Below are 25,987 nucleotides of genomic sequence, written 5' to 3' on the forward strand. Positions count from 1 at the left end.
ATCTACGGGCTCACGGAGATTCGCTCCACTCCCTGCGCGCGGCCCGACCAGCACCGGGCCGACTCATCATCGAGCAGCTGATTTTTGCGGGGAGATGAGCGACAATCCCACACATGACCGATGCGCACTCCACTACCGGCGATCCCACAGACGTGAGAGACAGCGGAAGAGGCCTAATCACTCAAGCCTTCGAATCCGCCAGAAGGAGCGGTCGACCTAACTGGACAGAAATGACCACGGCCGTCCTTAAGAATCGTCTCCTAGATATCACAAACCGCGCCTTCAAAGAAACCGATTACGGGGCCCGCGATATTGCCGCATTCGTCAAGGCATACCCAGACCTGCTAGCTCTCGACAGCTCCACCATTCCACCAAAAGTTAGGTTGATTGACACTTCACTCACCGATAGCAAGAATGCCCCCGCTGCAATCCGAGGGCGAATCCGCCCAGACTTGTGGCGCGCCACGATGGATTACCGTTCAGGGAACATTTACCACTGGGACGGCAAACAGGCGATCGCCGTCCACCCGACCGCTCCCAGCACCGACAGTACTCTTCCCGAAATGCCAACCATTTCCAGCGAGGACATGGACCAATGGCGGCACAATTTCCAAGAAACACTCCCCGAGCAGATCTTGATCGATGAACAAGAAAGTGAGCAGGTTGCAATTTGGGCCGCTAGAGGGCTGGCCACAAACAACCTACCAATTCGCACAAGGAACATTTGGAATGAGTACCTCAACAACCGTGTCGTGAAGCTCCTGGCGGAATGGTTTCGCGATAATTCACTTCCGGTACCTGAAGATCTAGTACAGCATCGAAATCCAATTCGCAGTAACGCTCCTGTGGGAGTGGCTCAACTTCGAGAATTGATTTTGCGCTGCGTTAGGAACATGACGGAGGAAGAGCTTAAGGCGATCAGCCTGCCTCCCTCTGCTGTGCTGCGTGCGTACGGCGGCGGGGAGGCTGGCCTCCGAATCGGCCTCACCAAGCAGGTAGAGCTGTGAACGGGGGAGCACGCCCGCAGTCCGACGAGCAGGTTTCCGTATACTTCTTTTCCCCACCAAACGGTCGCGAGAGCAGAGACCAAATCGAGATTCGAAAAATCGTCGAAAAGAAGTGCAAAGCGGAAAGAGCTGAATTCATTGTCCGCCGCACAGAGTTGGTCAAAGTGGCGGGCGGCCCTAACTCTGGAAGGCCTTTCAATCTAGTTGGAATCGAGCACGCCAGAGATCTATATACACAAATTCACCGGATCCCTGTGCTCGCGATGTCCAATATTGGATGCTTCATCAGACGCGACCCAAGTAGTATCCCTGTGAGAAAAAAGCAACTGATTAGCCTAGAGGGTTTCGTCCGATACAAGGCCTACTTCCGCGTTTTTCGATCACCTGCTGAATGCGCACAATTCGTTGACGAACTCGGGCAATTGAAGGCAAGCTATTGTGCAACTGATGTGCACGATCCGCGCATGCTCCCGCTACATATTTTTGATACAGAGAAGGATTGGGAGCATCTAGAGGAAGAAGCCCAGCTGCGCGATTTTCGCACTCTCTTTGGTGGAAGCTCAACACGTCTTGATCGGTCCCGCCGGGAGTGGGCAAAGGCGAAGGCGATGCATGGGGGAGACGTGCTGTGCGTAAACGGCGTCGAAATACCTAAGGGATACCACTGGGATGTGACGCGCAAAAATGGGGACGAGCGAATCACTACCACCCATGAGGTCTGGAAACTTCCCGGAAGTAGTTCGTACTGCAACATCTACCCCGACGGATATGTCAGGCCTGGCCAGGGAAGCGGCAAGAATAAGAGTAAAAAGGTTTGGCCTTAAGTTTTACTGGCATAAAAATGCCTCACCATAAATTATGATGAGGCATTCACATAAGATTTGAAGTTGTCGAGCGCTCTCACTTAGCACGGCTCGTAAGCAGTGGTACTGGTAGACCGCAACCGAAGTGAACTTCGGGGCTCGACCAAAGTAATCGCGCCACCTAATCACTGCCAGCGCCGAGCGAAGCTGGGTTGATTCGGATGCCTCCGAGCCAACCCCTCCGGTGGGCTTGCGCCCCGCGGATCAAGTACAGGCTACAGCCTTAAAGCCGCCGGGCTCTAGTGCAGCGCATCACGTACGTGCCCACTCAAGCCAGGAACAGCGGCTAGCCATGCTGTGAGCATACGAGACAGACGGTACTTCGCTCCGACGTTCGTCGAGGTCAGCCCCCGAGCTGGCCACAGCCCGAACAGACGCAAATTGATCCAGCCGACGACCCCAGTAGCGTGGCTGTGGCCGGTGGGGGTACAGGGGGAACACCGGGGAACCCATTGACCGCCGACCATGTTCCAACGCAGCGCCGTCGCAGGTCAGGACTGGAAGAAGCCCTGGATACTCTGAGCTCCTCAAGCTGATGGCTCCGTACCTGAAGCCTAGAACTCCCGTGTAGTAGTTGCCCCAGTCGGCCCCCTGCCCGCACAGGCCCTGTCAGACTCAGTTCATGGGGCGTTGTGCTGGTGTGACACGGCAAGGGCGGGCGTGTGGAAACCAGGCCGGATGGAACGGCTACTGCCATGTGCACGGTAGTGGCGGCCCACGACGCCAAGGCCCGCGCGTCTCTGCCCCTCCCCGATTTCCACGTTTGCCGACAAGTCCGGAACCACAAGGCGGGCGCCGAGGCTGGCGGTGGCGGCTGCGGTGGCTTCTCATGAGTTGGTTCGAGACACTGCGCAACGCGGTCAGCCGACACTAATGACGGTGTTGGTTGAGCCGTCCGACGCCGCTCAGCAGTGAACGACGACGACCGCTCGGCCGGTTGATAGTCACCTGTCACCCTCTCCTCCTCCTACCGATTGACCGCTCACTCAGCTGCGGGGCGCGTGAGGAACATCTCGTCAAAGTGACGCGAAAAGAGCCGAACGGGCGCCCCCCTCCACCTCGGTCTGAGATCCTGGAGACCGATCGAGAGGGGCCGAAGGCATGGAGTGGAAGACCCACGGTGAGCGACAGATCTACACGAACAAGTGGGTGAACCTGTGTCTGGTCGACGTCCAGCAGCCTGACGGGCGCAGGTGGGAGTACCACGTCGTTCGGCTCCGGCACCTGGCCGTGGCCGCTGTGGTCAACGACCGCCAGGAGGTGCTGATGATGTGGCGGCACCGCTTCATCACGGACTCGTGGGCCTGGGAGTTGCCCATGGGCCTGGTCGAGGAGAACGAGACACCCGAGGAAGCGGCGGCCCGTGAAGTCCTGGAAGAGACAGGCTGGCGCCCCGGCCCCATCAAGCCCCTGATCTACGCCGAGCCGGCCAACGGGATCACCGACTCGCAGCACCACGTCTTCCGCGCGGACGGCGCGACCTACGACGGGCCGCCCACGGAGAAGAACGAGTCGGACCGCATCGAGTGGATCCCCCTCAGCGAGGTGCGCGGAATGATCGACCGCCGCGAGATCGTGAGCAGCGGATCCCTCGTCGGCCTCCTCTACGTGCTCATGGACGAAGCGATCCGCTGACCGGTGGGAGGAGTTCCCGTAGCCGTGCCTCGAAGGCCAGGGCTACGGGCTCCCGCCTGTGCGGGGCCAACTGCTCGTAGAACTCCCGGAGATGGCCCGACACTCGCTCGGAGGACACTGCCGAGGCGGGCTCCAGCGCTTGTGTGGCGGTGTGGCACGCCTGGGCGAGTTTCCCTTGGTCCAGTTGTGTGCGGGCCAGCCAGAAGGCGTGAAACGCGCGCCCGCGGTGGTTGGTGCTGTTCTCCCGCCGCAGAGCATCCGCGATCAAGGGCTCGGCAGTCGCCGCCTCCCCCAGTCGACCGTGAGCAATGCCGGTGTCCACTATGAGCTTCAGCTCGTCGAAGTAGGTCACCCACGACGGGTCCGGGTCGTTCGCCTCGATCTGCTCGAAGTGGCGGTGCGCTTCTCCGATCGCCCGGTGCGTGGAGTCTCGGTTGCCGAGGGTGGCGTGGGCGAAGGCCTCGCGCATGGACAACATCGACATGACGCGCGGCGTGGTGCCGAGAGCTGGGCGAGCCTGGTCCTGAGCGGCGGTCACGAGTGCCAGAGAGTCCCCCGGCTTGTCCTGGTACGTGGCCTGCAAGCTCATGCAGGCCAGGACGTTGGCCATGAACTGACGGTCGTCGATTTCCTTGGCCAGTTGCAGGGCCTCGGTGAAGTATGCGCGGGCCTGGTTGTACTGGCGGGCGTCGAAGTAGGTCCAGCCGGTGAGGCGCGCCAACTCGGCCGCGATTCCGTACAGGCCGTTCTGGATCGACGGTGGTCGACTCTCCTTCAGCAGGCCCACCACATGCCGCAGCTGACCGACGATGGCCGGCCTCAGAGCCTCGCCGCCATGCTGGTCGTCCCGTCGCCAGTAGTCCTCGATGGAGGATCGGAACGCGTCAAGTGTGGCTGTGCTGAGGCTCGTTCGGGTTGCCAGAGCCAAGATGCTGTCTACGTCCGGCCCTGGCAGAGACGCGGGGGTCGGCTGTGCTGGCTCCGGCTCTTGCGGTGCCTCGCGCTCGGTGACCACGAGAGCCTGGGGCGTCTCCCAGGGGCGACGGGCAAGTCCAAGCATGTGCCCTGGGATGCGCAAGCCGTCCGCGATGCGCTCGACGACGTCCATGTGGAGCAACTGACGTCGCCCAGCGATCACTTCACCGACTCGGCTGGGTGTCAGCGCGCATCGCCGGGCGATCATCGACGGATAGATGCCCGCCCTGGTCTTGAGCAGCCGGAAGACTCTGCCGAAGTCCCGTACCCGGCACGCGTTGATCATCTCGGGATCGGTGAGCAGCCTGGCAGGCAGTTCCTGCGGCCGGTCGGCGTCGGGCATCGGGCAAGCTCCCACACTGCGAGGGCTACGCAACGTCGCTGATTCTCTACTTCCCGCGATGTTACCCAAGTTGGGTAATCAGCCTGACCTTTTGGCGGGGGTACCCGGTTCGCGATGCTCGTGTGCATGGCGAGCAATCAGCAGACCAGACCAGACATCGGTGAACTGGCCAAGGACAGCAACAGGGACCGAATCGGCGTCGTCATGGGCGCGTGCGGGGGCCGTGTGCAGATGCGGCCGATCCGTGGCGGCCTGGAGTGGGATGCCATTCCGGACGACGTGGTGGCGCTCAGTGCGCGAGAGGAACTGAGCGCACGTCTGACCATCAAGAACGGCAACAGTCTGGGTGGGTTGTGATGCGAGCCATCGGACGGTACGCGGGAGTCCTTTTCATCATCTGCATCAGCGGTTCGTGCGGCCTGGTGATCGGCGCGACCCTCGGTATCCGCCAGTAGACCGGCCGCCCCGGACGGGTGCCAGTTCCCGGCTCCCCCGTCCCCGTCCGGGGCTGGCCCTTCCAAACCTGCCCCCTGATCGTCTGCTAGAGCCCAGCTCGGCGATCAGGGCGGCATGTCCGTGCCACGCACCACTTCACACCGGGAGATTGCACATGACGGCAACGGCGAACGATCAGCGGACCGGTCGCGCGGTGGCTGGTGAGGAATTGTTCGAGAGCCTCGCCCACTTCGTGGTCATCCACAATGGGCAGTCTGCCGAGCGCGCGGAGCGGATCGCGGATCAGGCGGTTGCGTTCCTGGTCGCGGCGGCCACCGCCACCGTTCCCATGGTCCCGTCCGATGACGTGGACCTCGGTCTCCATGCGCTCATCCTGCACACGAAGGAGTACGCAGCGCTGTGTGAGCAGTACGCGGGCCGCTTCCTGCACCACAACCCGAAGCTGGGTGGAGGTGCCCGCGACGCGGAGATGGTCGCCGCCTCGGCACGCGCCATGAAGGCGGCCGGGTTCATGGTCTTTGACGACCTGTGGACCGTGAACGGCGTGAATCTCGCGCAGTGCGACTCGGACTGCGGCCGACCGTACGGTCAGGCGTAGCACACGACAACAGCGACGCGGCCGGCCTCAGCTCGTGGTCGGCCGCGCTCGCCTGGAAGGAGAAGAGACGTTGCCCGGCTCAACCCCTGAACTGCCGATCGTGGTGCTCGACGCACTCATGCCCACGACTCAGCGCATGGTCATCAACCGTCGGGGCTCCACGGTGTGGGAGGTGGAGAGCCACCGGGGCCACTACGCCGTGAAGATCGGCTATCCGATCGAGGCTACGGCCGACTGGCCTGCCCAACCTTGGACCGCGCTCGCGCCCGCGCGTGAGGGTGCCGTTCTGCTTCGCCTCGGCATCGAGGGCATCGCGTACGGCGAATGGGAGCACGGCACGTGGAACTACCAGCCGTGGCACGAAGGGCCGGACCTGTACCGGCTGTGGGAGCGCTGCCGTAGGAAGGACTCGTCCATCGCGCCGGACACCAGCGAGGCGCTGGAATGCGTCACCGCACTGGCCGAACTCCACGCCAAAGGCTGGGCACATGGCGACGTGCAGCCCGCCCACTTCATCATCGGGCCGGAACGAACACACCTCATCGACCTCGCCCTTGCCCGTGGCGGCCATGTACCCGAGGGGCACGACTTCCCGTTCCGCGGCTGCCTCGTCCACTACGAAGCACCGGAGATCGCGCGCAGTGTGCTCGACACCGGGGAAGCGGAGCCGACACCGGCAGCCGACGTCTACGCGCTCGGGGCCTCGCTGCTCATCTCCGCCACGGGCTGGCGGGCGGTCGATTACCCGGACGACGCTCCGCGCCCCGTGCAGCGAGAGGCAGTGGCCAACGGCCGACGTCGGCCCGTGAAAGTGCCCGGTGAGCTGGGCGAATTGGTCGACGCGATGCTCAGTCATGCACCAGGGGATCGCCCCACCATCTCCGAGGTGGTCAAAGCCCTGACCTGATCCCGAAAACCCGGTCCGCCTCGCGTCAGCAGAGCGCGCGGACGCCAACAACAAAAGACCGGACCACCCCTCAGCCTGGACAGCATTCCGGGTGGTCCGGTCGTGGAAGCCCTGATCAGGACCCCGGTGCCGATGGTACCGGGGCGGTCGGCGTGCTCGGATTCGGGTGCGGCGACAACCCCCGTCAGCTGTTGTTGAGTTAGAGAGGACGGCGGTTGAACGCGGTCATTGGAAGCGCAGTTCTGACCTGCACCACCGAAAGTGAGCCAAGACGGCGAGTGCGCCGAACAAGCACCCGTCACGTATGTCTCCAGCAACCCCGTACCGGCATCAGCCACGCTTCCCGGTTTCGAAACGACGGTCACCCGGACGGCGAGGTCGTGCGCGCTCGGGCTCGGCCTGGTCCTGGTCGTGGTCCTGGTGCTCGGGCTGGGCGAGTTGCTACCTGGCCTGGCTGTCTGCCTTGGCGTTGCTGCGCGCTGAGTGGCCGGGGGCCGCCGCAGCGGTGGCGGAGACAGGGAGCGGCGGCGGCCCGTGGCCGCCAGCGCGCGCGGCACGCCGTAGGCGGGCCGCCTTGATCCAGTAAAGAAACTCTGAACAGCACGCTGGGCAGCAGTCGATCAACCTGGGAGAGGCACGGATGCCGTGGGCAAGCCCTCGGCGGTTCGAGCAAGTGCGGCACGGAACGACGGCACGTCGGCGAGCGGGGAGCGATGACCGAGCACATACCGGACAACGAAATGGGGTCGACCAGCATTCAGGTCGGGGACACGGATCAAGTAGTCGCGCTGATCGAGGAGATGCGGGCCATGGTCGTTCGCCTCAGTAGGGAGACCAGGGAGTTGCGAGAGGAAGTGGCCCAGCTCAGGACTACGGCTTCGGCTGCTGAGCTGCCTTCAGTTCCTCGACCTCGCGCCGCAGTTCCTGATGATCAGCGCTGAGGGCACGGATCTCGTCACGTAGTGCGGTGAGTACTTCGGTAAGGGTGGTCCCGGCGTCTGCGGCAGCTTCGGTGTCGTCGGGGCCACCCTCGCCCGGCTCGGCCTGGCCTGGCTTCTCGTCCCTGTTCGCCAAGTACCAAACCGGAGCGGTGTAGTTCGCCGAGGGCTCCCCGCCGGCGTTGTGGTCCGCAACGAAGCTGCCCCGACCATGGATCGTGTAGATCAGGCCTTCGTCCCGCAGCACGTTGAGCGCGGACCTCGCGGTCATGTTGGCCACGCCGAAGCGTTCCTGTAGCTCGCGGATGGACGGCATCTGCTCGCCCGGCTTGATCCGCCCCTGCAAAATGTCGCGCCGAATCTCGTCGGCAGCGTGCTGATACGGCGGCCGGCGGTCCTGCTTGCTCTCTGGCGCGGGGCTCATTGCCCAAGAGTAGCGATTTTTAGCACCCCTAGCACACCCCACTGACATAGGTGGCCTATGTCAGCTGACACCTAGCTCACCCGATTCACTTGACACTGCTAGGTCTGCTATGTTCAATGGAGAGCACGCCCCACCGCCCTGGTGGAGCGCAGTCGAGAGGAATCAACTCCCATGGCACGCATCCGTGTTGGCCTGCTCCCCACCTCTTCGTTCATGGTCGGCACCCTGCCGGTGCCGAAGTACGCGGACCAGGAGAAGACGCAGTTCGCCACCGACCGTGAGACCGGCGCGAAGCTCTACACGATCACCCTCTTCTTCATGGAGGAGGACCGCGCCGAGGCTCTGAAGATCACCGTTCCGGAAACCGGTCTGCCCAACGGGCTCCGGCCGGGTGTCCCGGTCATGCCGGTGGAGCTGTTCGCCACTCCGTGGGCGCGCATCTTCAACGGCTCGCTCTCGGACGGCATCGCCTACCGCGCGGGCCGACTGGACCTGGTGGCCCCGGCCGCTGAGGCTGCGTGAGCGGCAGCGCTTTCCGGTTCGGCGCTGAGCGCAGCTACCCGCTGCCTCACGCCGGGCCGGGTGCCCAGTTCACCGAATCACTCGTGACCTCGGTGGCGGCCCTGCTCGTCGCCTACGGCTACCCCCGCCTCGACACGTCGGCGGACCGGGCGGCCCTCGAATCGGCCCTCGCGGCCTTCCTCTACAACCCGCTGGAGAGTCACAGATGAAGGATCCGAACGCCCCTGCGCAAGGGATCTTCGGTCAAGTCCCGCTCGTCGTCGCCCTGGTGCTCGCCGTGTTCGCCGGATGGGCGGTCTGGTGGGTAGTCCGCTACGTTCGCGCCGACGCCATGACCCGGCAGTCCATACGGCAGGCCATACGCGTGCGGTGGGGCTGGAAGCGGCTCGCACCGATGCTCAAGCTGTCGGCCACGGACAAGACCCCAACCGCCCTGGCGTCACTGGCGAACACGAACGGCAAGCCCATCAAGCCGCGTGTCCTCATCCCCACTCTGAAGGTGAAGCACGACGCGTACGGAGTGATCGCGCGGGCACAGTGCCTGCCTGGCGTCGGTCTCCAGCAATTCCAGAAGGCGGCCCCGCACCTCGCGGACGCCTGGCGCTGCACACGAGTGGCGGTCACCCAGGACAAGCCTGGGCAGGTCCTCATCCGGGGTGTGCGACTGGACCCACTGAAGTTCCCCACCGAGCACCACCCGACGGGTGATCCTCCGGAGGAGACAGCCCAGTGGGATCTGGGCCTGGACGAGTACGCGCAACCCGTGTCCGTGAACCTCACGCAGGTCCCCGGTGTCACCGTGGCCGGCCTTCCCGGCTTCGGCAAGACCAGCCTGATCAACCGGCTCCTCTCCGACTGGGCACCCTCGCCCGCAGTGCAGTTCGCCTGCGCGGACGGCAAAGTGTCAGCTGCGTACGAAGGTGACTACGCGGACTGGGTCCAGCGCATGTTCGCCTTCGTGGGCGATGACCTGGAAGAGGCCAACAAGCTGTTCCGGCAACTCGTGGAGCTGCGCCGCGCCCGGTCGGCATCGGTGCGCCGGGTACTCGGGGTGAAGTCCATGTGGGACATCGGCCCTTCCGAGAGCTGGCCCCTGGTCGTGCTGATCGTCGACGAAGCGCACACCTACTTCCGCGACCACAAGGGAAGCGACCAGGAGACGAAGAAGCTGGCCGCACTCGCCGCCGAGAACGCCCGGCTCGTGGAAGACCTGGTGAAGAAGGGCCGGTCCGTAGGACTGCTCGTCATCCTCACCACTCAGAAGTCCACGGGCGACGCGATACCCACCTTCATCCGCGACGTGTGCCCCGTGGGCCTGAGCTTCGCCCAGAAGACCGCCGAAGCCGCCGTGGCCGCTCTCGGTGACGAGATCCGGGAATGGCCGGACGCCAACCCCATCAACCTCCAGGACCCCACCTACGTCGGCGTCGCGTCGATGAACCACCAGTCGCAACCCGGCTTCACTCGCATTCGTACGCCCTACGTACCCGACGCGGAAGCGGCTCGCATCGCCGAAGAGACGGCGAACCTCACCATCGACCCATCGACCCTGCTGGCAGCCTTTATCGGCCCTCGCACGACGGACGTGGATCTCACGAAGCTCGACGCCTGAGCAGGTCGCCCACCGCCTCGCACGTTCCCGACACCTCAGGAGAGGGGGTGAAAACTCATGACAGAAGACCGGATCACCCAGCGCACGATCACCGCCGTCATGATCGTCATTGCCGCGCTGGCGTTCGTCTTCTCCTTCGGCAACGTCTGGTCCCTCGCCCTGCGGCTCGGCGTCCCCGGCCCGATCGCACCGCTCATCGCCCCGATGGTGGACCTCTCCGTGGTCGGCCTTCTGGTCGCCCTGCGGTATCTCTCCCTGCGCGGACTGCCCGCCGAACAAATGACGGCCGCCAACCGACTCATGCACTTCTCCGGACTGCTGACCCTGGCCCTCAACGTCGCGGAACCGATCGTCGCCGGACACTACGGCCGCGCCGCAGTCGACGCGGTGGCCCCGCTGCTGCTCCTCGGCTGGGGTGCCGTCGGCCCGCAGCTCCTCCGCGCCTTCAACACCGTCGCTCACTCGGCCCTACCGGCTTCCATGCCGAACGAGATCGAGTCGGATCCTGAGACGGCTTCTGACGTACTCCGCCCTGCGGTGCCTCTCACCATTCCGGCCCCCGCCCCGGCCTCGGTCGCTCCTCACGTGGCCCCGACTCCTGCCTCGCCTGCGGTCAAGGTGCCTGAGCCGCTGCTGACCGAAGCACGCTCCATCGCCACGTCCCACCACACCGAGCACGGCGAACCGATCACGGCGGCCCAGCTCAAGGTGCGACTCGGGATCGGCATGCCGATGGCCACCGCGCTGCACGCCGCTCTTTAGCACCACCCCCTTCCGCCGGCCGCTCCGCCACTTCCCACCACCGCCCGCCCCTGGGCCCGCCTTGCCATGCCTGCGGGCAGCAGCCCGAGCGCACTGAATCGCTGCTGCCCGCAGGGCCCACCCTCGTGCCAGAAGGGACACCCCGCCACCCATGCGCCGCCCCCTCGACCTGCGCCACGTCATCAGCCCCGGTCTGCGGGACCTGGTCGAACTGGCCAACACCGACAACTTCGACCGAGTCACCGAACAGGTCCGCGACCTGCGGGGCTGCACCAGCCCGGTCAACCTGCACGGCTGGACGATCACCACCGACCAGACCACCAACCAAGTGGTCCGCTCCTACCGCTCCGAGGACGAACCCACCGGTCGTCTCCTCACCACCTGCGGCAACCGCCGTGCCTCCCGCTGCCCTGCCTGCTCCCGCCTCTACGCCGCCGACACCTACCACCTGATCAAGGCCGGACTGTCCGGCGGCAAGAACGTCGCCGAAACCGTCCGCGACCACCCCCGCGCCTTCGTCACCCTCACCGCCCCCTCCTTCGGCCCCGTCCACAACCGCCCCACAACCGACGCGGGCAAGCCCCGCCCCTGCTCATGCGGCGACAGCCACGCCCAGGACGCTCCCGAACTCGGCACCCCACTGCGCCCGGCACGCTACGACTACAGCGGTGCCGTGCTGTGGAACGCCCACGCCGGGGCCCTGTGGGCACGCTTCACAACCTACCTGCGCCGCGCCCTCGCCGAGCACCTCGGCATGACACAGAAGGCACTCAACACGGCCCTCCGTATCTCCTTCGCCAAGGTCGCCGAGTACCAACAGCGGGGCTTGGTCCACTTCCACGCGGTCGTCCGCTTCGACGGTCCCGACGGCCACACCACCGCGCCTCCGGCCTGGGCCACCTTCGACGCCCTCCGAGTCGCCGTCGGCCTGGCGGTCGAACGTGCCCGGCTCATCGTCGATTCGGACGCGGTCGGCGAACGCGTCATCCGGTGGGGCGACCGCTTCAAGGTGGATCAGATCTCGGCCTTGGGAGACGGCGAACTCACGGATGCCAAGGTCGCCGGTTACGTCGCCAAGTACGCCACCAAGAACGCCGAGGGCGCGGGCACCGTGGACCGCACCCTCGTATGCCGCCCCTGCACCGGACGCGGCTACGTACGCGGCCCCGACGGCTTCCGCGACCTGTGCGAGGACTGCGACGGCACCGGCCAAGCCGAACCCCTCACCAACCTCGCCGTCCAGCAACACGCCCGGCAGATGATCCGCACCGCCTGGGCACTCGGCCACCTCCCCGAATTCGCCCACCTCAAGCTCTGGAAGTGGGCCCACATGCTCGGCTTCCGCGGCCACTTCTCCAGCAAATCCCGCGCCTACTCGACCACCCTCGGCGCACTCCGCGACGTACGCCGCGCCTGGCGCACCGCTCAGGCCGCAGCCGCCCGCGTCCGGGCCGGCCTTCCGATCGACGACGAGAACACCACTCTCGTCACCGCCTCCTCGTGGACCTACCTCAGCAGCGGCTACCGCCCCGGCGAGGAACTCCTCGCCGCCCAGGTCCGCCACGACCGGGCCTATACCGAACACCTCAAGTCCGAAGGAGCACCCTGGCTGTGACCACTCCGACCACCGCCGACAAGCGAACGCTGACGCTGGTCGAAGCACTCGCTGAGATCAGGGTCTCCCGCGCCGCCTTCTACCGAATGCGTGCACGCGGCCAGGCACCAAGGCACCTGAAACTCCCCAACGGTCAGATACGTATCCGCCGGGCCGACCTCGACGCCTGGTTCGACGGCTGCGAGGTGCAGGAAGCGTGCTGACCTACGACGTTCAGATCTGGGGCATCCGGAAGCGGCCCAACCGTGCGGCGGCCCACCAACTCCGCTGGCGCGTCGGTCCCCGCCCCTTCTCCAAGAGCTACAAGATCAAGGCCCAGGCCGACGGGCGCCGTGCAGAACTGCTGACCGCCCTGCGCAACCGCGAGCAGTTCGACACTGAAACCGGCCTGCCTGCCTCGGAGGTCCAGGCGCTCAACTCCGCCACCTGGTACGCCCATACCCGCACGTACGCCGAGATGAAGTGGCCGAGCGCCTCGGCCAAGCACCGCGCGAGCATCGCTGACACGCTCGCCACCATCACGCCGAAGCTGGTCAAGGACCAACGCGGGGCTCCGGCTCCGAAGGTGCTCCGGATCGCGCTCTACTCGTGGGTCTATCGGTTCGTCCTCGGCGATGACGGAACACTGAGGCCGCGCCTCGACGTCGAAGAGCCGCCCGCCGACATCGTGGCCGCGCTGGACTGGATCGGCCGGAAGTCCGTGGACATCACCGACCTCAACACGCCCTCGGTGGTCCGTACGGCACTCGACGCGCTGAAGCTGAAGCAGGACGGCACGGCCGCTGCCGAGAACACGGTGAACCGCAAGCGGACGGTCCTCAGCAACTGTCTCCGGTACGCGGTAGAGCGGGAGTTGCTGACGACCCTGCCCCTCGACAAGGTCGACTGGACCCCGCCCCAGACTGACGACGAGATCGACTTCCGGTTCGTCCCCGGCCCCAAGCTGGCGAAGGCACTGATCGACGCTGTTGGCGAGCAGGGCGAACGCGGACGACACCTGATGGCGTTCTTCGGCTGCCTCTACTACGCGGCCAACCGCCCTGGTGAAGCGGCCGGTCTCCGTGCGGACGACTTCAGCCTTCCCGAGGACGGTTGGGGCGAAGTCCTGCTCTCCACAAGCATGGCCCGAGTCGGCTCCGGCTGGACGGACACGGGGGAGTCGTTCGATACGCGCGGCCTGAAGAAGCGGGCCCGCAAGGCGACTCGGCCAGTTCCGATTCCGCCGGTTCTCGTGCGCCTGGTCCGCGAGCACATCAAGGAGTTCGGCACCGCCGAGGACGGCCGGCTCTTCCGCGCCGCCCAGGGTGGCCATCTCCTCTCCAAGGAGTACGGCGAAGCGTGGAAGGCGGCCCGGCTCACAGCGCTGACGGAGTCCGAGGCGGCCTCTCCACTGGCTGGCGTGCCGTACTCCCTGCGCCACGCGGGCGTCTCGCTCTGGCTTGAGTCCGGAGTCTCCCCGGCCGAGGTGGCACGCCGGGCGGGCCACAGCATCGCGGTCCTGTTCCGCTTCTACGCCAAGGCCATTCACCGAAACCAGCAGCGCTCGAACGAACAAATCGAGCGGGCGCTTGAATCTGCGGAGAGGGTTGAAGGGCCGTAACTCTGGCACTCAGTACAAGGGGGCGTCCCATGCGGACGCCCCCTTCGTTGTCGTTCGCTAACCACGTACAGCAGAGATGAGAGCGGCCACAGAACCGATCAATCCCGCTGCTGCTGTCATCAAGACCACCCATCGGTTTCCGCACAGGTGCGGAGTGTCGTTACGCCCACCGGCAGGGGGTGTGTCGGGCTTCATCTAAGTCCTCCGAGTCACAACGATCACTACACAATCAGCTGTGACCGCCTCGTCGTGCGCCGCGCGGCAGGGCGGCCTGCTTGCTCCTTCAAGGAAACCTGTCCGGGTCGATACCACTTGCATTTGTGGCCGTTTCCGGTAAAGCCCGGACACTCGAGCCCCCTTGGACCTAGGCTTCCGAGGCATTGGCCGGACAGCACCGGACGCTTCCGGACAGTCTCAGACGTTGGCGGATAGACAGGAATTAGGCCGTGGATTTGACGTCTCGATTGCAAGATCTACATCACCGCGCCGGCAAGCCTTCCTATCGAACGATCGAGCGTCTGATTGCCCGGCAAGGTAGAGATCAATCAATGGCAAGATCTACCATTCAGGAAAAACTATCCGGGAAGTCGCCCGCCACATTGACTCAAATATTGAGTCTTGTCGAAGCTTTGGCAGAGCATGCCCGCTTGATCGAATCACCCATACCCGCTCAAGCAATCGACAAAGGATCATGGCGGGATGCTTATACGGCATCACTAAAGGGAGGGGAAAAATCAAACCCCAGCGCCACAGCAATCACAGAGCGGGAAGTTATTTCCGATCCCTGGAACGTAGAACCACTACGCCAGGCGCACATGTACGATCTGATCGAAATCATCAGTAGTTCCAGTGATGCTCCCGTATCCTCCTGGCTCCCAAGAGTGATCAGCCCTCTACTTCAAGCAGAAATGTCCTGCACAGATTTTCTCAGGAGAGCCGCCAAAGAGGGGCCGCGGGAGGTAGTCAGGATTACCGAGGCCCTCCGCAAGGCCTTTCCGCCGCTCAAGGATGACCCTTGGGCGGCGCCACAAGACCCCTGGGCGACCAGCGAACATGACAAGACCGTAAGCGTCTTCATCGCTCAAACCGCGCGCATACACGGCACTAGATCCACACCCGCAATTATCGCGGGCCTAAGGCGGGCGAATATCGGCGAATACACTGATCAATATCTACAATCCATCGCAAAAGTGCAGCCCGCATCAAATATCTCACGCATTGTGAGACATCTCCGATCCGCCACACTTTCCAGAGATTCCGACAAACTACTGCATTTCGTTGGCTCCGAACGCCAAGTAGGTCGCGTTCTAGAAGTCGTACATCACTTCACGGAATCCGGAGATGCGAACGATCGAACCAAAATCTTGAAGGGCGCAGCAACCAAGGGTTGGTATCGAATCAAAAACATTGCCGCCGAGATTAAGGATATCCGCTCAAAGGACGACCTACTTAAGGAAGTGCTTTGGGGTATTCCGCATGGTGAGCATCAAGATATCGCGGAGCAGTTGGCGCGCGCCGGCCACAACGAGCTGGCACAGCGAGTTTTAGTATCGGCCGATGAACCACCCTTTTGATGATCGCCGAGAGTCCTGTGCAACCCTTGCTTCCCATGTCCTCTCCCCGTTTCGAGGATGGGCTCTTGGTCCACACCTGGTCCACACACCCTGATCAACAACGCGACACAGCCGCCTCAAGGTGAGACAGCCCCACGCAGATGGGGTGCCCCTCACCGAGGGACACCCCATCTGACCTGCACACTCTCCGACCTGGCGGAAGCGGTGAGATTCGAACTCACGGTGACATCGCTGCCACGACGGTTTTCAAGACCGTTCCCTTAGGCCGCTCGGGCACGCTTCCCCGCGCCGGGCCTGATCAGCTCGGCGCGGGACAAGAGTAACGGGTCCTCACGTGGGCGCGTGGGTCAGCTGTCGCCCTCGCGGGAGCCCAGGGTCAGTTCGACCGTCTTTGACTTGCCGTCGCGTTCGTAGGTGATCTGGACCTTGTCGCCGGGCTTGTGGGTCCAGATCTCGCCGATCAGGGTCGGGCCGCTGTCGATCACGTGGTCGTCGAGCTTGGTGATGACATCGCCGGGCTTGAGGCCGGCCGCGGCGGCCGGGCCGCCCGACTCGACGGGGTCGGCGGCGTCCGTGCCCTTCTGGCTGATCTGCGCGCCGCCCGTGCCCTCGGTCAGGGTGACCGAGGCGCCGATCTTCGCGTAGACCGGCTTGCCGGTCTTGATCAGCTGCTGGGCGACGTACTTGGCCTGGTTGATCGGGATGGCGAAGCCCAGGCCGATCGAGCCGGACTGGCCGGTGCTCAGGCCGCCGCTGCTGGAGGACTGGATCGCCGAGTTGATGCCGATGACGTTGCCCGCCGCGTCGAGCAGCGGGCCGCCGGAGTTGCCCGGGTTGATCGACGCGTCCGTCTGAAGGGCGCTCATGTACGACGCCTTGCTGCTGGCGCTGCCGTCGCTGGAGGCAACCGGGCGGTTCTTGGCGCTGATGATGCCCGTGGTCACCGTGTTGGAGAGACCGAAGGGCGCGCCGATCGCGATCGTCGAGTCGCCCACGGCCACCTTGTCGGAGTCGCCGAGGGCGAGCGGCTGGAGGTCCGACGGGGCGTTCTTGAGCTTGATGACGGCCACGTCGTAGCCCTGTGCGTGGCCGACGATCTCGGCGTCGTACTTCTTGCCGTCGGGGAAGGTGGCCGTCAGCTTGCCGCCGTCCACCGCGTCCGCGACGACGTGGTTGTTGGTGACGATGTGGCCCTGGGTGTCGAAGACGAAGCCCGTACCGGTGCCGCCCTCGCCGCTGGAGCTCTCGGCCTCGATGGTGACCGTGCTCGGCAGCGCCTTGGCCGCCACGCCCGCGACCGTGCCCGCGGCGCGCTTCAGGTCGCCGCCGCTCTGCTGTGCGGCGGAGACCGTCGTGGACGTGGTGGAATCGTCGTTGTCCTTGGCCAGCGTGTAGCCGAGGCCGCCGCCCAGGCCGCCCGCGACCAGCGCGGCCACCAGCACCGCGGCGAACAGCCCGCCGCGCCCGGATTTCGGCTTCGGCGGCTGCTGGTCGTACGTGGCGCCCCAGGGCGTGCCCGTGCCGCCGCCTGCGCCGTCCGCGTAGGACGCGCCGCCTCCGCCGTCCATGTACGACGGCGGCGGGGGCGGCGGCCAGGCGCCTGCCTCGTGGCCCGGTCCGGCGCCCTGTCCTGTCTCCGGCGCTCCCACCGACGCGTACGCCGGTACCTGGTCCGCGTACGCCGGTTCCGGCTCCGGTGTGCCCGGGGCGCTCGAAGGCACCGGCGGGAGCGGAGTCGTCGGGGCCTCGGTGGCGGTGGCCTGCGGGGAGGCAGCAGGAGATTCCACCGGCACAGGAGGTGCGGACGGGGCCGGGGGTACCACAGTGCCCTCGTTCTCGGTGCTCACAGCTCTGTCTCCTCGATCCACGGCTGTCCTGGTCGGTCGCACTTGGTCACGTCCGATCACATATGTGGGTACCCATTTACACGGGTACGCGGTCGGTACGTTTCAGCTGTGCGTGTCCTTTTGTATGCCGCCAGCTTTTCCCACAGGCCGTCAGGGCACCATAAGCGGTGCCTGTGCGTCCGGGATCATCCTTTATATCTGACAAGTCACACAAACATGTATATCTGTTACGCGCGCGGGGTGGCCGCCACGCCACGACAGCCCTCCGACGGTGACACCATGACGCGGTGACCCACGCACGACAGCACCCGATCCAGGTCGTCGCCCACCGCGGAGCCTCCGAAGAGGCGCCCGAGCACACACTGGCCGCGTACAAGAAGGCGATCGAGGCCGGCGCCGACGCCCTGGAGTGCGACGTACGGCTGACCGCGGACGGCCATCTCGTCTGTGTCCACGACCGTCGCGTCAACCGTACGTCCAACGGCCGCGGCGCGGTCTCCGCCCTGGAACTCGCCGACCTCGCCGCTCTGGACTTCGGCTCCTGGAAGAACGGCGACGAGGCACCCGACTGGGAGCACCGCCCGGAGGACCGCGAGGACACCTCCGTACTCACCCTGGAGCGGCTGCTCGAACTCGTCGCGGACGCCGGGCGGCGGGTGGAGCTGGCCATCGAGACCAAGCACCCCACACGCTGGGCGGGCCAGGTCGAGGAGCGGCTCCTGTTCCTGCTCAAGCGGTTCGGGCTGGACGTCCCGGAGTCTCCGGCCGATTCACAGGTACGGGTCATGAGTTTCTCGGCGCGCTCGCTGCACCGGGTCCGCGCCGCCTCGCCGACGCTGCCGACGGTCTACCTGAACCAGTTCCTCTCGCCCCGGCTGCGCGACGGCCGGCTGCCCCTGGGGGTGCGGATCGCGGGCCCCTCGATCCGGATCGTGCGCAGTCACCCGGCGTACATCGAGCGGCTGAAACGCGCCGGCCACCAGGTGCACGTCTGGACCGTGAACGAGCCCGAGGACGTCGACCTCTGCGTCGACCTCGGCATCGACGCCATCATCACCAACCGCCCGGGCGCGGTCCTACGGCAACTGGGCCGCTGACCAGCCGCGCTCACCCCGACGACGAAACCCCTCGGCCACAAGCCGTCTCTTACCCGACTCCGACCCCGGTTCGCGCCAGGACTCTTGACCTGGCGCTCCCGGTGAGGAAACCTCCACCTTCGGCCATACCGTCGAAATCCGGCCACTCGGCTACAGGGAGTGCACCGGCGCGTTCGCTCCGTGTTCGATCACCGTGAGTGCGTCATACAAGGCGGAAGGGACGGTTTCCGGTACAGGCCAAGGGGGCATTCACACCGTGGCGTGGGGCAAAGGAGGTCTCGGGGGTGGCGTTGGTGGTGGCACAGGAGGTGCCCACGTCGTCGAGCATGGCCGTTCCCCATGGCCCTGCGGGCGTGGGCAGAGCAAGACACCGGATGCGCGATCAGTTGCGCACGGGCGGTGTGTCGGAATCGGTCATCGACGACGCGGTGTTGATCCTGTCCGAACTTCTCAGCAATGCGTGCAAACACGGTCGGCCACTGGGCGAGGCCCTGGCCGGTGACGGCGACGTCCGGGCCGCGTGGCGCGTGGACACCGGCGGCAGACTCACCGTCGAGGTGACGGACGGCGGCGGTCCGACCCGCCCGGTTCCGGCGACTCCTTCGGTGACGGCGCACGGTGGTCGCGGACTGAACATCATCACGGCGCTGGCCAACGACTGGGGTGTCCGCGACGACACCCGCGGCGAGGTCACGGTGTGGGTCGTCGTCAACAACGACGTCCACGACCCTGACGCGGGCCACCGGCGTACCGACTTCGCCACCCGCATCACGGCGCGCTCGATGTCCGCGATACCCGAGCTGGACTTCGCGGACGCGTTCGACGACATGGACTGACGGCACACCGGCGGCCGAACATGTCCACAGGTCCGGCCGCCGGTGTACGGTCCGTTGTCCACAGGGTCCCGTCGGCCGTCGTACGAGCGGCTAGGCTCGCGCCAGTACGAGACGAGCCGTAACCGGGAGACACCCACGATGGCCAAGAAGCGACCCCAGACCAAGGCCTCGCGGCCTCAGCTGTCCGACCGGGCCCGCGCCGGAGGCGCTGACGGAGACTTTCCGGTTGTCGGCGCCCGCGAGCCCTGTCCCTGCAACAGTGGCCGGCGCTACAAGGCCTGCCACGGCCGGGCCGCCGCGCACGCGGTGACCGAACTGGTGCACCGGCCCTTCGAGGGCCTGCCCGGCGAGGGCGACTGGGTGGCCCTGCGCGAGCTGGTCCCCGCCGCCACCGTGGAGCTGACCCTGAAGGCCGGCCTTCCCGAGGGGGTTCCCTCGGTCACACTTGCGACGGTCCTGCCAATGGCCTGGCCCGCCCTGCGCCGCGACGACGGCTCGGTCCTGCTCGGTCTGCAGAACGACACGGCGTCCGGCGACATCAGCCGCGACCTCGCCGACACCCTCAGCCGCGCGCTCGCCGCGGAGCCCGGTACGCCCGTCCAGGGCCGCCGCGCCCCGGCCGAGGGCCCGCGACTGCAGGACCTGCTCGACCCCGAAGGCGTGTTCGAGCCAGTTGTGCACACAGGGTTCGAGTTCTGGGTTCCGGACGCGGAGAACGCCACGGCGGACGTCACCGCTTCCCTGGAGCGGGCGAACGACGCCGCCATCCCGACCGTGAAGCTGACGGGCGTCGACGCCGCGTACTGGTGCGAGACCCCGGACAAGAACCATCTGCGCTGGGTGATGCCGCACGGCGAGGAGCAGTTGCTCGACGCCCTCGCACGACTGCACGCGGCCGGGCAGTCCAGCCTGGGCGAGGGGACCCGCCTGGTGGGTTCCTTCCGGGCGCACGGCCTCACCGTGCCTGTCTGGGACCTGCCGACCGGCGTCACCGCGGAGGACATCGAGAAGCCGGCCACCGAGTTCGCCGACCGTCTCGCCACCGCCCTGGCCTCCGACGCCCCGCTCACCCCGGAAGAGCGCCGCGCCCGCGGCGGCCTGACCAACCGACAGGTGACTCTCAGCTGACGCACAGTCGGATCGGCCCGCTCCGACCGGGGTGACTCCAGTCACAACTCCCCGTGAGAACAGCGGAATCGGTGTCCGAATAGCCAAGTTCGAATTTGCGAACTGCCGATCTCTTGTTAGCGTTGCAGTAGCCCGGTTGCTGGTGCATCCCCCGTCGCCAGCAACCGGGTCTTTCTGTGCCCGGAGATCCGCACGGCGTTCTGTACGGAACCGTGCCGTGCGTCAACTCCCTTCAGGCGCCCCGGAGTTGCTCCCCGATCGCAGCAGCAGCGGATTCTCTCCAGCGTCCGTCGCCTCCGGCGCGTCCCCCACCGAATTCCCGGCCGGATTCCCCGCCGCCGCGAACTCCGCGACCGCCGTGTACGCCTCCGGCTCGCCCGCCGTGCGCTCCCTGGGCGTCTCGCACACCCCCGGCTCGTCCTCCGCGCTCACCGCGCACCGCAGCTGAACGGTGCGGGCGTCGGGCCCCATGAGGCTCAGTACGGACGTGAGCGCACGGCCGGTCGCGTTGCGGTAGTAGGCACGCGCCCAGGTCTCCTCCCCCTGCGACAGCACACAGGTCTGCGCCTCGATGCCGTCGGGGGAGGTGAGTTCGGGACCGCAGCGGGCGGCCGTGGCGAGCCCCAGGCCCAGCAGCAGTGGGGAACCGGTGGGATCGGCGGCCTCCCGCGCCTTGCCGTCCACAGGGCCCTCCACAGTGCCCTCCTGAGGGCCCCCCTGGGAGCCTTCCTGCGGCGTCAGGGAAAGGAGGGCGGCGCGGTCCGCGTCACCCACGGGCCCCGCGGACGCCACGGCCAGCGGCAGGGCGACCGTGAGCGCCACGACGCCCGAGAGCGCGAGCAGACGGAGGTTCATGGAGGTGAAGATAACGACAGGGGACGGGCGCCCGGTTGCCCGCGCGCCCGACACCCCTACAACTCGGGCGCGCTCACACCCGTACGAGTGAGCGCCTCGACCACCGCGTCCACCACGGCCTCTACATCGGGCACCCAGGGCGAGGCCGAGCCGGGCAGCGGTGCGCGCTCCCAGCGGATCTGGCCCTGGCCGGTCTCGGACGGGGGCAGCGCGATGTAGCCGCCCTCGCTGTGGAAGCGGAGGGATCCGGGCACGAAGTCCTGCGCGTACAGCAGTTCGCCCAGCTGTTCCATCGTGTACGGCTTCACAAGCAGCGACCAGCGGGTGGGCGCCGCGACGACCGGACCCAGGCGCATGCCCTTGCGGTCCAGTGCCTCGAGGGCACGGGCCGCGGCCAGGGCCGGCAGGCTCACCGCGCACGGGGCCGCGCCGCCGGTGGCGAGGATGATGGGCGCCGTCGGCCGGTTCGTCCACCACCAGCGGACCATGCGCTCGTCGGTGGTGGCCGCGAGCAGACCGGGTTCGAACGGGTGAGCGCCGGGGACCGTGCACTCCGGATCCGGGCAGCCGCAACGGGCGCGCCCCTGTGGATCCGGTGCCACGCCCGGGAGTACTGGCCACTGCCATCCGGTCGCGAACGTCAGAGCCGCGCCGAGCACCTCAGGCTTCCCGCCGTCACGCCGGGACAGGAGCCTGCGTCGCCTTCCGAGCCTTCCGAGGATCTCGCGCATGAGCGCTCGTTCCTTTCCGTTGCACGCCTGGCAACACCGTGGGCCACATCACGTCATGTGCAGATCACTTCACTGTGCGTACCTTCTGGCGCATCCCAACCTGTGGGAGACAAGGGGCAGCCCCCCTGTTGCGCGCCGAGCGCCGAGCGGTGGTTACGTCCGCATCCATACAGCGTTCATCTAAAGCATGGGCATGGCGCGGGGTGGCGGAGTCTGGCGTTTTGCCGTCCCGCGTGTTCTCTCCGCCTCCACCAAGGGAGGATGGGGCACGGTCGTCGATGGTTAAGACGCCCGGGTCCGTCGCCAGGTTCCGGGAGGTTCCACAACCACCCCTGGCCTTCACGCCTTCACCGAGAACGTACCCGCCAAGACCGCTGTGACGCTCCGTCGAACCAGGCCAGTCGACCGCAATAACCCGCTACCCGAGTCAGTTTTAAGCCAACTTCGCATTTCCGCAAGGGGACCCCGGCAAACCCACGGACACCAGGAATCCCGGCAGGACAATGCTGGACATCCCCTCACGAGTGCGTGTACATGTGGAGACACTGCTAGCGGCGCAGAATCACATGGGGGTTTGCGATGCTATTGAGCAATAAGAGCCGGTCGGAAGGCCGGACGCCATGAACGCCCCTCACCTCCCGAAAGTGGCTGGAATCGATGCCACGGTTCCCTCGCCCGCACACACTGTCGCGCCCGCGCCCGTATCCCCGGACGCCCCAGCAGCCACACCCGCGCTGACCTGCCCGAACGGCCCCGGCATCCTCCTTCAGGACCGCCTCGCCGGCTGGGTGTCCGACCTCACAACGCTGCACGAGCTCACCGAACGGCTGGCACGCACGGCATCACTCTCCGACGCGCTCCAGGAGCTGTTGCGCGCCGGAGCCGCTCTCGTGGGCGCCCGGCGTGGTCTCGTCGTCCTGGAACCCGGTGACGGCCTGGGCCCCGACACCACCATTGGCCTGGGGCTTGCCCGCGCGGACCTCGGGCACATCGAGACGATCCCGCGCGGCGCGATGCCGTACGGCCGGCTCCTCGACACGGCCGCCGGGCTGCCCGGCGGGGAGAGCGAAATCACACACCCGGACCTCCTCGCCGAGGACGGTCTCGACCCCCGCCACCGCGAGGTGGCCGCCCGCCTCGGCTACGGGGCGAGCTACTCGCTCCCCCTGTCCACCGAGTCCGCGGGCCGCCTCGGCGCGGCCGTCTGGCTGTACGACGAACCCGCGGAGCCGGTCGAACGCCAGCGCCACCTCGTCGGTCTGTACGCGCGGTTCGCGACCGAGCACCTGGCCCGGCTGGTCGAAGTGGAGCGCACGCGCGCGTGCGTGCGGACGATCTCCGAGGAACTGCTGCCCGCCCGCCTGCCCCGGACGGCCGGCGTCCAGCTCGCCGCCCGGCACCGCACCGGCCCGCGCGGCGGCGGCGACTGGTACGACGCGCTGCCGCTCCCGGACGCGGCCCTCGGCCTGGCCGTGGGCGCGGTGACCGGCTCCGGGCCCAGCGCGATCGCCGCGATGGGCCGGCTGCGGGCCTCCCTGCGCGCGTACGCGGTGATGGAGGGCGAGGACCCGGTGGCGGTCCTCTCCGACCTGGAGCTGCTGCTGAGGCTCACCGAACCCGCCCGCTGCGCCACCGCCCTGTTCGCGTACTGCGAGCCCGCGCTGCGCAAGATCACCCTGGCCGGTGCCGGGCACTGCCCCCCGCTGGTGATCGGCGAGAGGCGCACGGAGTTCGTGGAGACCACCGTGTCGGCGCCGCTCGGGATGCTCGCCTGCTGGGAGGCGCCCAGCGTGGAGTTCCGTACCGAGCCTGGAGAGACGGTTCTGCTCTACACCGACGGGCTGCTGCACCGTACCGGCGCCTCCGTGGACCGGGCCTTCTCCCGGCTGCACGCGGCGGCGGCGAGCGTGCCCAGGCAGCTGCGGGACGATCCGGGCGCGATCGCGGACCACGTCCTGCGGAGCATGCTGCCGGACGAGCTGGACGCGTCGGACGGTCAGGAGGACGTCGTACTGCTGTCGGCTCGGTTCGAGTAAGCGCCCGGACACCCGGCCGGACACCTATCCATCCATCCGGCCGGGTGTCCGGTGGATCGCCTCCGCGCCCCTGGGCCCCGTCCCGTACGACCGTACGATGGACGGGGTCCAGTGCCGTTTCAAGGAGGATGACCGTGGCGGACGAGCTCAATCCGGTGACCCCGGAAACTGAGACCGAGCCCGAAGAGCCGATCAAGCAGCGGAAGAACGGCCTTTACCCGGGCGTCTCCGACGAGCTTGCCGAGAACATGAAGTCCGGCTGGGCCGACACCGAGCTGACGGGCCTGGAGCCCATCGCGCAGGCCGGTCACACCGCCGCCCGCCGCGCCGCGCTCTCCGCCCGCTTCCCGGGCGAGCGCCTGGTGATCCCCGCGGGCAACCTGAAGACACGTTCGAACGACACGGAGTACCCCTTCCGCGCGTCGGTCGAGTACGCCTACCTGACCGGCAACCAGACCGAGGACGGCGTTCTCGTCCTGGAACCGGTCATCGACGGTCACCGGGCGACGATCTATCTCCTCCCGCGCTCCGACCGCGAGAACGGTGAGTTCTGGCTCTCGGGGCAGGGTGAGCTGTGGGTCGGCCGCCGGCACTCGCTCGCCGAAGCCGAACAGGTGTACGGCATTCCGGCCTCGGACGTCCGCGAGCTCGCCGCCACGCTCACGGAGGCCACCGGGCCGGTACGGGTCGTACGCGGGTTCGACGCCGGTATCGAGGCCGCGCTGACCGACAAGGTCACCGCCGAGCGCGACGCCGAACTGCGGGTCTTCCTCTCCGAGGCGCGGCTGGTCAAGGACGAGTTCGAGATCGGTGAGCTGCAGAAGGCCGTCGACTCGACGGTGCGCGGGTTCGAGGACGTGGTGAAGGTCCTCGACAAGGCCGAGGCGACCTCCGAGCGGTACATCGAGGGGACGTTCTTCCTCCGCGCGCGGGTCGAGGGCAACGACGTCGGCTACGGCTCCATCTGCGCCGCCGGCCCGCACGCCTGCACGCTGCACTGGGTGCGCAACGACGGGGCCGTGCGCTCCGGTGAGCTGCTGCTGCTGGACGCGGGCGTCGAGACGCACACGTACTACACGGCCGACGTCACCCGGACGCTGCCGATCAACGGCACGTACACCGAGATCCAGAAGAAGATCTACGACGCGGTGTACGACGCCCAGGAGGCCGGGATCGCCGCGGTGAAGCCTGGCGGCAAGTACCGGGACTTCCACGACGCCGCGCAGCGGGTGCTGGCCGAGCGGATCGTGGAGTGGGGGCTTGTCGAGGGGCCTGTGGAGCGGGTGCTGGAGCTGGGGTTGCAGCGGAGGTGGACGCTGCATGGCACCGGGCACATGCTCGGCATGGACGTTCACGACTGTGCGGCGGCTCGGGTCGAGTCCTACGTCGACGGGACGTTGGAGCCGGGGATGGTGCTGACGGTTGAGCCCGGGCTGTACTTCCAGGCCGATGATCTCACCGTGCCTGTGGAGTACCGGGGTATCGGAGTTCGGATCGAGGACGACATCCTGGTGACGGAGTCGGGGAACCGGAATCTGTCGGATGGGCTTCCTCGGCGTTCTGACGAGGTCGAGGCTTGGATGGCGCGTCTCAAGGTTTGAGTTTCGGCTGCGGGTCCGATGTGGC

25 protein-coding genes and 1 tRNA gene are annotated in these 25,987 nt (G+C 66.6%); 20 read left to right on the top strand and 6 right to left on the bottom strand.

The features are described from left to right. Nucleotides 1-230 precede the first annotated feature (230 nt). From G3I56_RS08220 to G3I56_RS08230, 3 genes are all read left to right on the top strand, one after another. Nucleotides 231-1,007 (top strand): hypothetical protein, encoded by a 777-nt coding sequence (locus G3I56_RS08220; RefSeq protein WP_164408239.1) that lies wholly within the window; start codon nucleotides 231-233, stop codon nucleotides 1,005-1,007. Further along, nucleotides 1,004-1,831: a hypothetical protein gene (locus tag G3I56_RS08225; RefSeq protein WP_164408240.1), complete on the top strand. Its 828-nt coding sequence runs from the start codon at nucleotides 1,004-1,006 to the stop codon at nucleotides 1,829-1,831. The genes G3I56_RS08220 and G3I56_RS08225 overlap by 4 nt, the downstream gene beginning before the upstream one ends. A gap of 1,140 nt (nucleotides 1,832-2,971) precedes the next feature. Next, nucleotides 2,972-3,505, top strand: coding sequence for an NUDIX hydrolase (locus G3I56_RS08230; RefSeq protein WP_164408241.1), 534 nt, complete (start codon nucleotides 2,972-2,974; stop codon nucleotides 3,503-3,505). On the opposite strand, the gene G3I56_RS08235 is transcribed toward G3I56_RS08230, so the two are convergent. Continuing rightward, nucleotides 3,483-4,823, bottom strand: coding sequence for a helix-turn-helix transcriptional regulator (locus G3I56_RS08235; protein WP_164408242.1), 1,341 nt, complete (start codon nucleotides 4,821-4,823; stop codon nucleotides 3,483-3,485). The two genes, G3I56_RS08230 and G3I56_RS08235, sit on opposite strands and share 23 nt — an antisense overlap. Before the next feature lie 114 nt (nucleotides 4,824-4,937). On the opposite strand from G3I56_RS08235, the gene G3I56_RS08240 reads away from it, so the two are divergent. From G3I56_RS08240 to G3I56_RS08255, 4 genes are all read left to right on the top strand, one after another. Beyond that, the gene (locus G3I56_RS08240) at nucleotides 4,938-5,180 is read left to right on the top strand and encodes a hypothetical protein (protein ID WP_164408243.1); all 243 of its coding nucleotides are present in this window, start codon (nucleotides 4,938-4,940) and stop codon (nucleotides 5,178-5,180) included. Between the two features lie 253 nt (nucleotides 5,181-5,433). Beyond that, nucleotides 5,434-5,877, top strand: coding sequence for a hypothetical protein (locus tag G3I56_RS08245; protein WP_164408244.1), 444 nt, complete (start codon nucleotides 5,434-5,436; stop codon nucleotides 5,875-5,877). Nucleotides 5,878-5,947: 70 nt separating this feature from the next. Further along, nucleotides 5,948-6,784, top strand: coding sequence for a protein kinase (locus G3I56_RS08250; RefSeq protein ID WP_164408245.1), 837 nt, complete (start codon nucleotides 5,948-5,950; stop codon nucleotides 6,782-6,784). 261 nt (nucleotides 6,785-7,045) lie between these two features. Then, complete coding sequence (locus G3I56_RS08255; protein ID WP_164408246.1) at nucleotides 7,046-7,267, top strand: hypothetical protein; 222 nt, start codon at nucleotides 7,046-7,048, stop codon at nucleotides 7,265-7,267. 387 nt (nucleotides 7,268-7,654) lie between these two features. Here G3I56_RS08255 and G3I56_RS08260 read toward each other — a convergent pair whose 3' ends face one another. Further along, nucleotides 7,655-8,146, bottom strand: coding sequence for a GntR family transcriptional regulator (locus G3I56_RS08260; protein WP_164408247.1), 492 nt, complete (start codon nucleotides 8,144-8,146; stop codon nucleotides 7,655-7,657). 171 nt (nucleotides 8,147-8,317) lie between these two features. Between G3I56_RS08260 and G3I56_RS08265 the strand changes: the two genes are divergently transcribed. From G3I56_RS08265 to G3I56_RS08300, 8 genes are all read left to right on the top strand, one after another. Then, nucleotides 8,318-8,668, top strand: a complete 351-nt coding sequence (locus tag G3I56_RS08265) for a hypothetical protein (RefSeq protein WP_006381100.1) — start codon at nucleotides 8,318-8,320, stop codon at nucleotides 8,666-8,668. After that, nucleotides 8,665-8,877, top strand: a complete 213-nt coding sequence (locus G3I56_RS08270) for a hypothetical protein (protein ID WP_164408248.1) — start codon at nucleotides 8,665-8,667, stop codon at nucleotides 8,875-8,877. The genes G3I56_RS08265 and G3I56_RS08270 overlap by 4 nt, the downstream gene beginning before the upstream one ends. Then, a complete protein-coding gene (locus G3I56_RS08275) occupies nucleotides 8,874-10,280 on the top strand; it encodes an FtsK/SpoIIIE domain-containing protein (RefSeq protein ID WP_164408249.1) in 1,407 nt (468 codons plus the stop codon). The genes G3I56_RS08270 and G3I56_RS08275 overlap by 4 nt, the downstream gene beginning before the upstream one ends. A gap of 57 nt (nucleotides 10,281-10,337) precedes the next feature. Beyond that, entirely contained in the window at nucleotides 10,338-11,042 is a 705-nt protein-coding gene (locus tag G3I56_RS08280; protein ID WP_164408250.1) for a DUF2637 domain-containing protein, read from the top strand. 151 nt (nucleotides 11,043-11,193) lie between these two features. Further along, nucleotides 11,194-12,657, top strand: coding sequence for a replication initiator (locus G3I56_RS08285; RefSeq protein ID WP_164408251.1), 1,464 nt, complete (start codon nucleotides 11,194-11,196; stop codon nucleotides 12,655-12,657). Next, on the top strand, nucleotides 12,654-12,860 hold the full coding sequence (locus G3I56_RS08290; protein ID WP_053746072.1) for a helix-turn-helix domain-containing protein: 207 nt from the start codon (nucleotides 12,654-12,656) through the stop codon (nucleotides 12,858-12,860). The genes G3I56_RS08285 and G3I56_RS08290 overlap by 4 nt, the downstream gene beginning before the upstream one ends. Then, on the top strand, nucleotides 12,854-14,257 hold the full coding sequence (locus G3I56_RS08295; protein ID WP_164408252.1) for a site-specific integrase: 1,404 nt from the start codon (nucleotides 12,854-12,856) through the stop codon (nucleotides 14,255-14,257). The genes G3I56_RS08290 and G3I56_RS08295 overlap by 7 nt, the downstream gene beginning before the upstream one ends. Before the next feature lie 446 nt (nucleotides 14,258-14,703). Further along, nucleotides 14,704-15,831 carry a hypothetical protein gene (locus tag G3I56_RS08300; protein ID WP_164408253.1) on the top strand — a complete coding sequence of 376 codons (1,128 nt, stop codon included), beginning with the start codon at nucleotides 14,704-14,706 and terminating at the stop codon, nucleotides 15,829-15,831. A 193-nt stretch (nucleotides 15,832-16,024) separates the two neighbouring features. Here the strand turns inward: G3I56_RS08300 and G3I56_RS08305 are convergent. Beyond that, nucleotides 16,025-16,114 (bottom strand) — tRNA-Ser (locus G3I56_RS08305). Nucleotides 16,115-16,178: 64 nt separating this feature from the next. Continuing rightward, nucleotides 16,179-17,678 carry a trypsin-like peptidase domain-containing protein gene (locus G3I56_RS08310; protein WP_164408254.1) on the bottom strand — a complete coding sequence of 500 codons (1,500 nt, stop codon included), beginning with the start codon at nucleotides 17,676-17,678 and terminating at the stop codon, nucleotides 16,179-16,181. A gap of 287 nt (nucleotides 17,679-17,965) precedes the next feature. On the opposite strand from G3I56_RS08310, the gene G3I56_RS08315 reads away from it, so the two are divergent. The 3 genes from G3I56_RS08315 to G3I56_RS08325 all read left to right on the top strand — a co-directional run bounded on the left by G3I56_RS08315 (nucleotide 17,966) and on the right by G3I56_RS08325 (nucleotide 20,739). Further along, on the top strand, nucleotides 17,966-18,775 hold the full coding sequence (locus tag G3I56_RS08315; RefSeq protein ID WP_164408255.1) for a glycerophosphodiester phosphodiesterase: 810 nt from the start codon (nucleotides 17,966-17,968) through the stop codon (nucleotides 18,773-18,775). Between the two features lie 284 nt (nucleotides 18,776-19,059). Next, nucleotides 19,060-19,611, top strand: a complete 552-nt coding sequence (locus G3I56_RS08320) for an ATP-binding protein (RefSeq protein ID WP_164408256.1) — start codon at nucleotides 19,060-19,062, stop codon at nucleotides 19,609-19,611. Between the two features lie 138 nt (nucleotides 19,612-19,749). Continuing rightward, the gene (locus G3I56_RS08325) at nucleotides 19,750-20,739 is read left to right on the top strand and encodes a DUF5926 family protein (protein ID WP_164408257.1); all 990 of its coding nucleotides are present in this window, start codon (nucleotides 19,750-19,752) and stop codon (nucleotides 20,737-20,739) included. Nucleotides 20,740-20,961: 222 nt separating this feature from the next. Here the strand turns inward: G3I56_RS08325 and G3I56_RS08330 are convergent, their stop codons facing one another. Both G3I56_RS08330 and G3I56_RS08335 read right to left on the bottom strand, forming a co-directional pair. Continuing rightward, a complete protein-coding gene (locus G3I56_RS08330; protein WP_164408258.1) occupies nucleotides 20,962-21,594 on the bottom strand; it encodes a hypothetical protein in 633 nt (210 codons plus the stop codon). A 56-nt stretch (nucleotides 21,595-21,650) separates the two neighbouring features. Then, on the bottom strand, nucleotides 21,651-22,325 hold the full coding sequence (locus G3I56_RS08335) for a bifunctional DNA primase/polymerase (RefSeq protein WP_164408259.1): 675 nt from the start codon (nucleotides 22,323-22,325) through the stop codon (nucleotides 21,651-21,653). A 620-nt stretch (nucleotides 22,326-22,945) separates the two neighbouring features. Here G3I56_RS08335 and G3I56_RS08340 point away from each other — a divergent pair. Both G3I56_RS08340 and G3I56_RS08345 read left to right on the top strand, forming a co-directional pair. Continuing rightward, nucleotides 22,946-24,361 (top strand): PP2C family protein-serine/threonine phosphatase, encoded by a 1,416-nt coding sequence (locus tag G3I56_RS08340; RefSeq protein ID WP_203689470.1) that lies wholly within the window; start codon nucleotides 22,946-22,948, stop codon nucleotides 24,359-24,361. A gap of 134 nt (nucleotides 24,362-24,495) precedes the next feature. Beyond that, nucleotides 24,496-25,962 carry an aminopeptidase P family protein gene (locus G3I56_RS08345; RefSeq protein ID WP_164408261.1) on the top strand — a complete coding sequence of 489 codons (1,467 nt, stop codon included), beginning with the start codon at nucleotides 24,496-24,498 and terminating at the stop codon, nucleotides 25,960-25,962. Nucleotides 25,963-25,987 lie beyond the last annotated feature (25 nt).

Source organism: Streptomyces sp. SID12488, assembly GCF_010548275.1.
GTDB lineage: Bacteria > Actinomycetota > Actinomycetes > Streptomycetales > Streptomycetaceae > Streptomyces.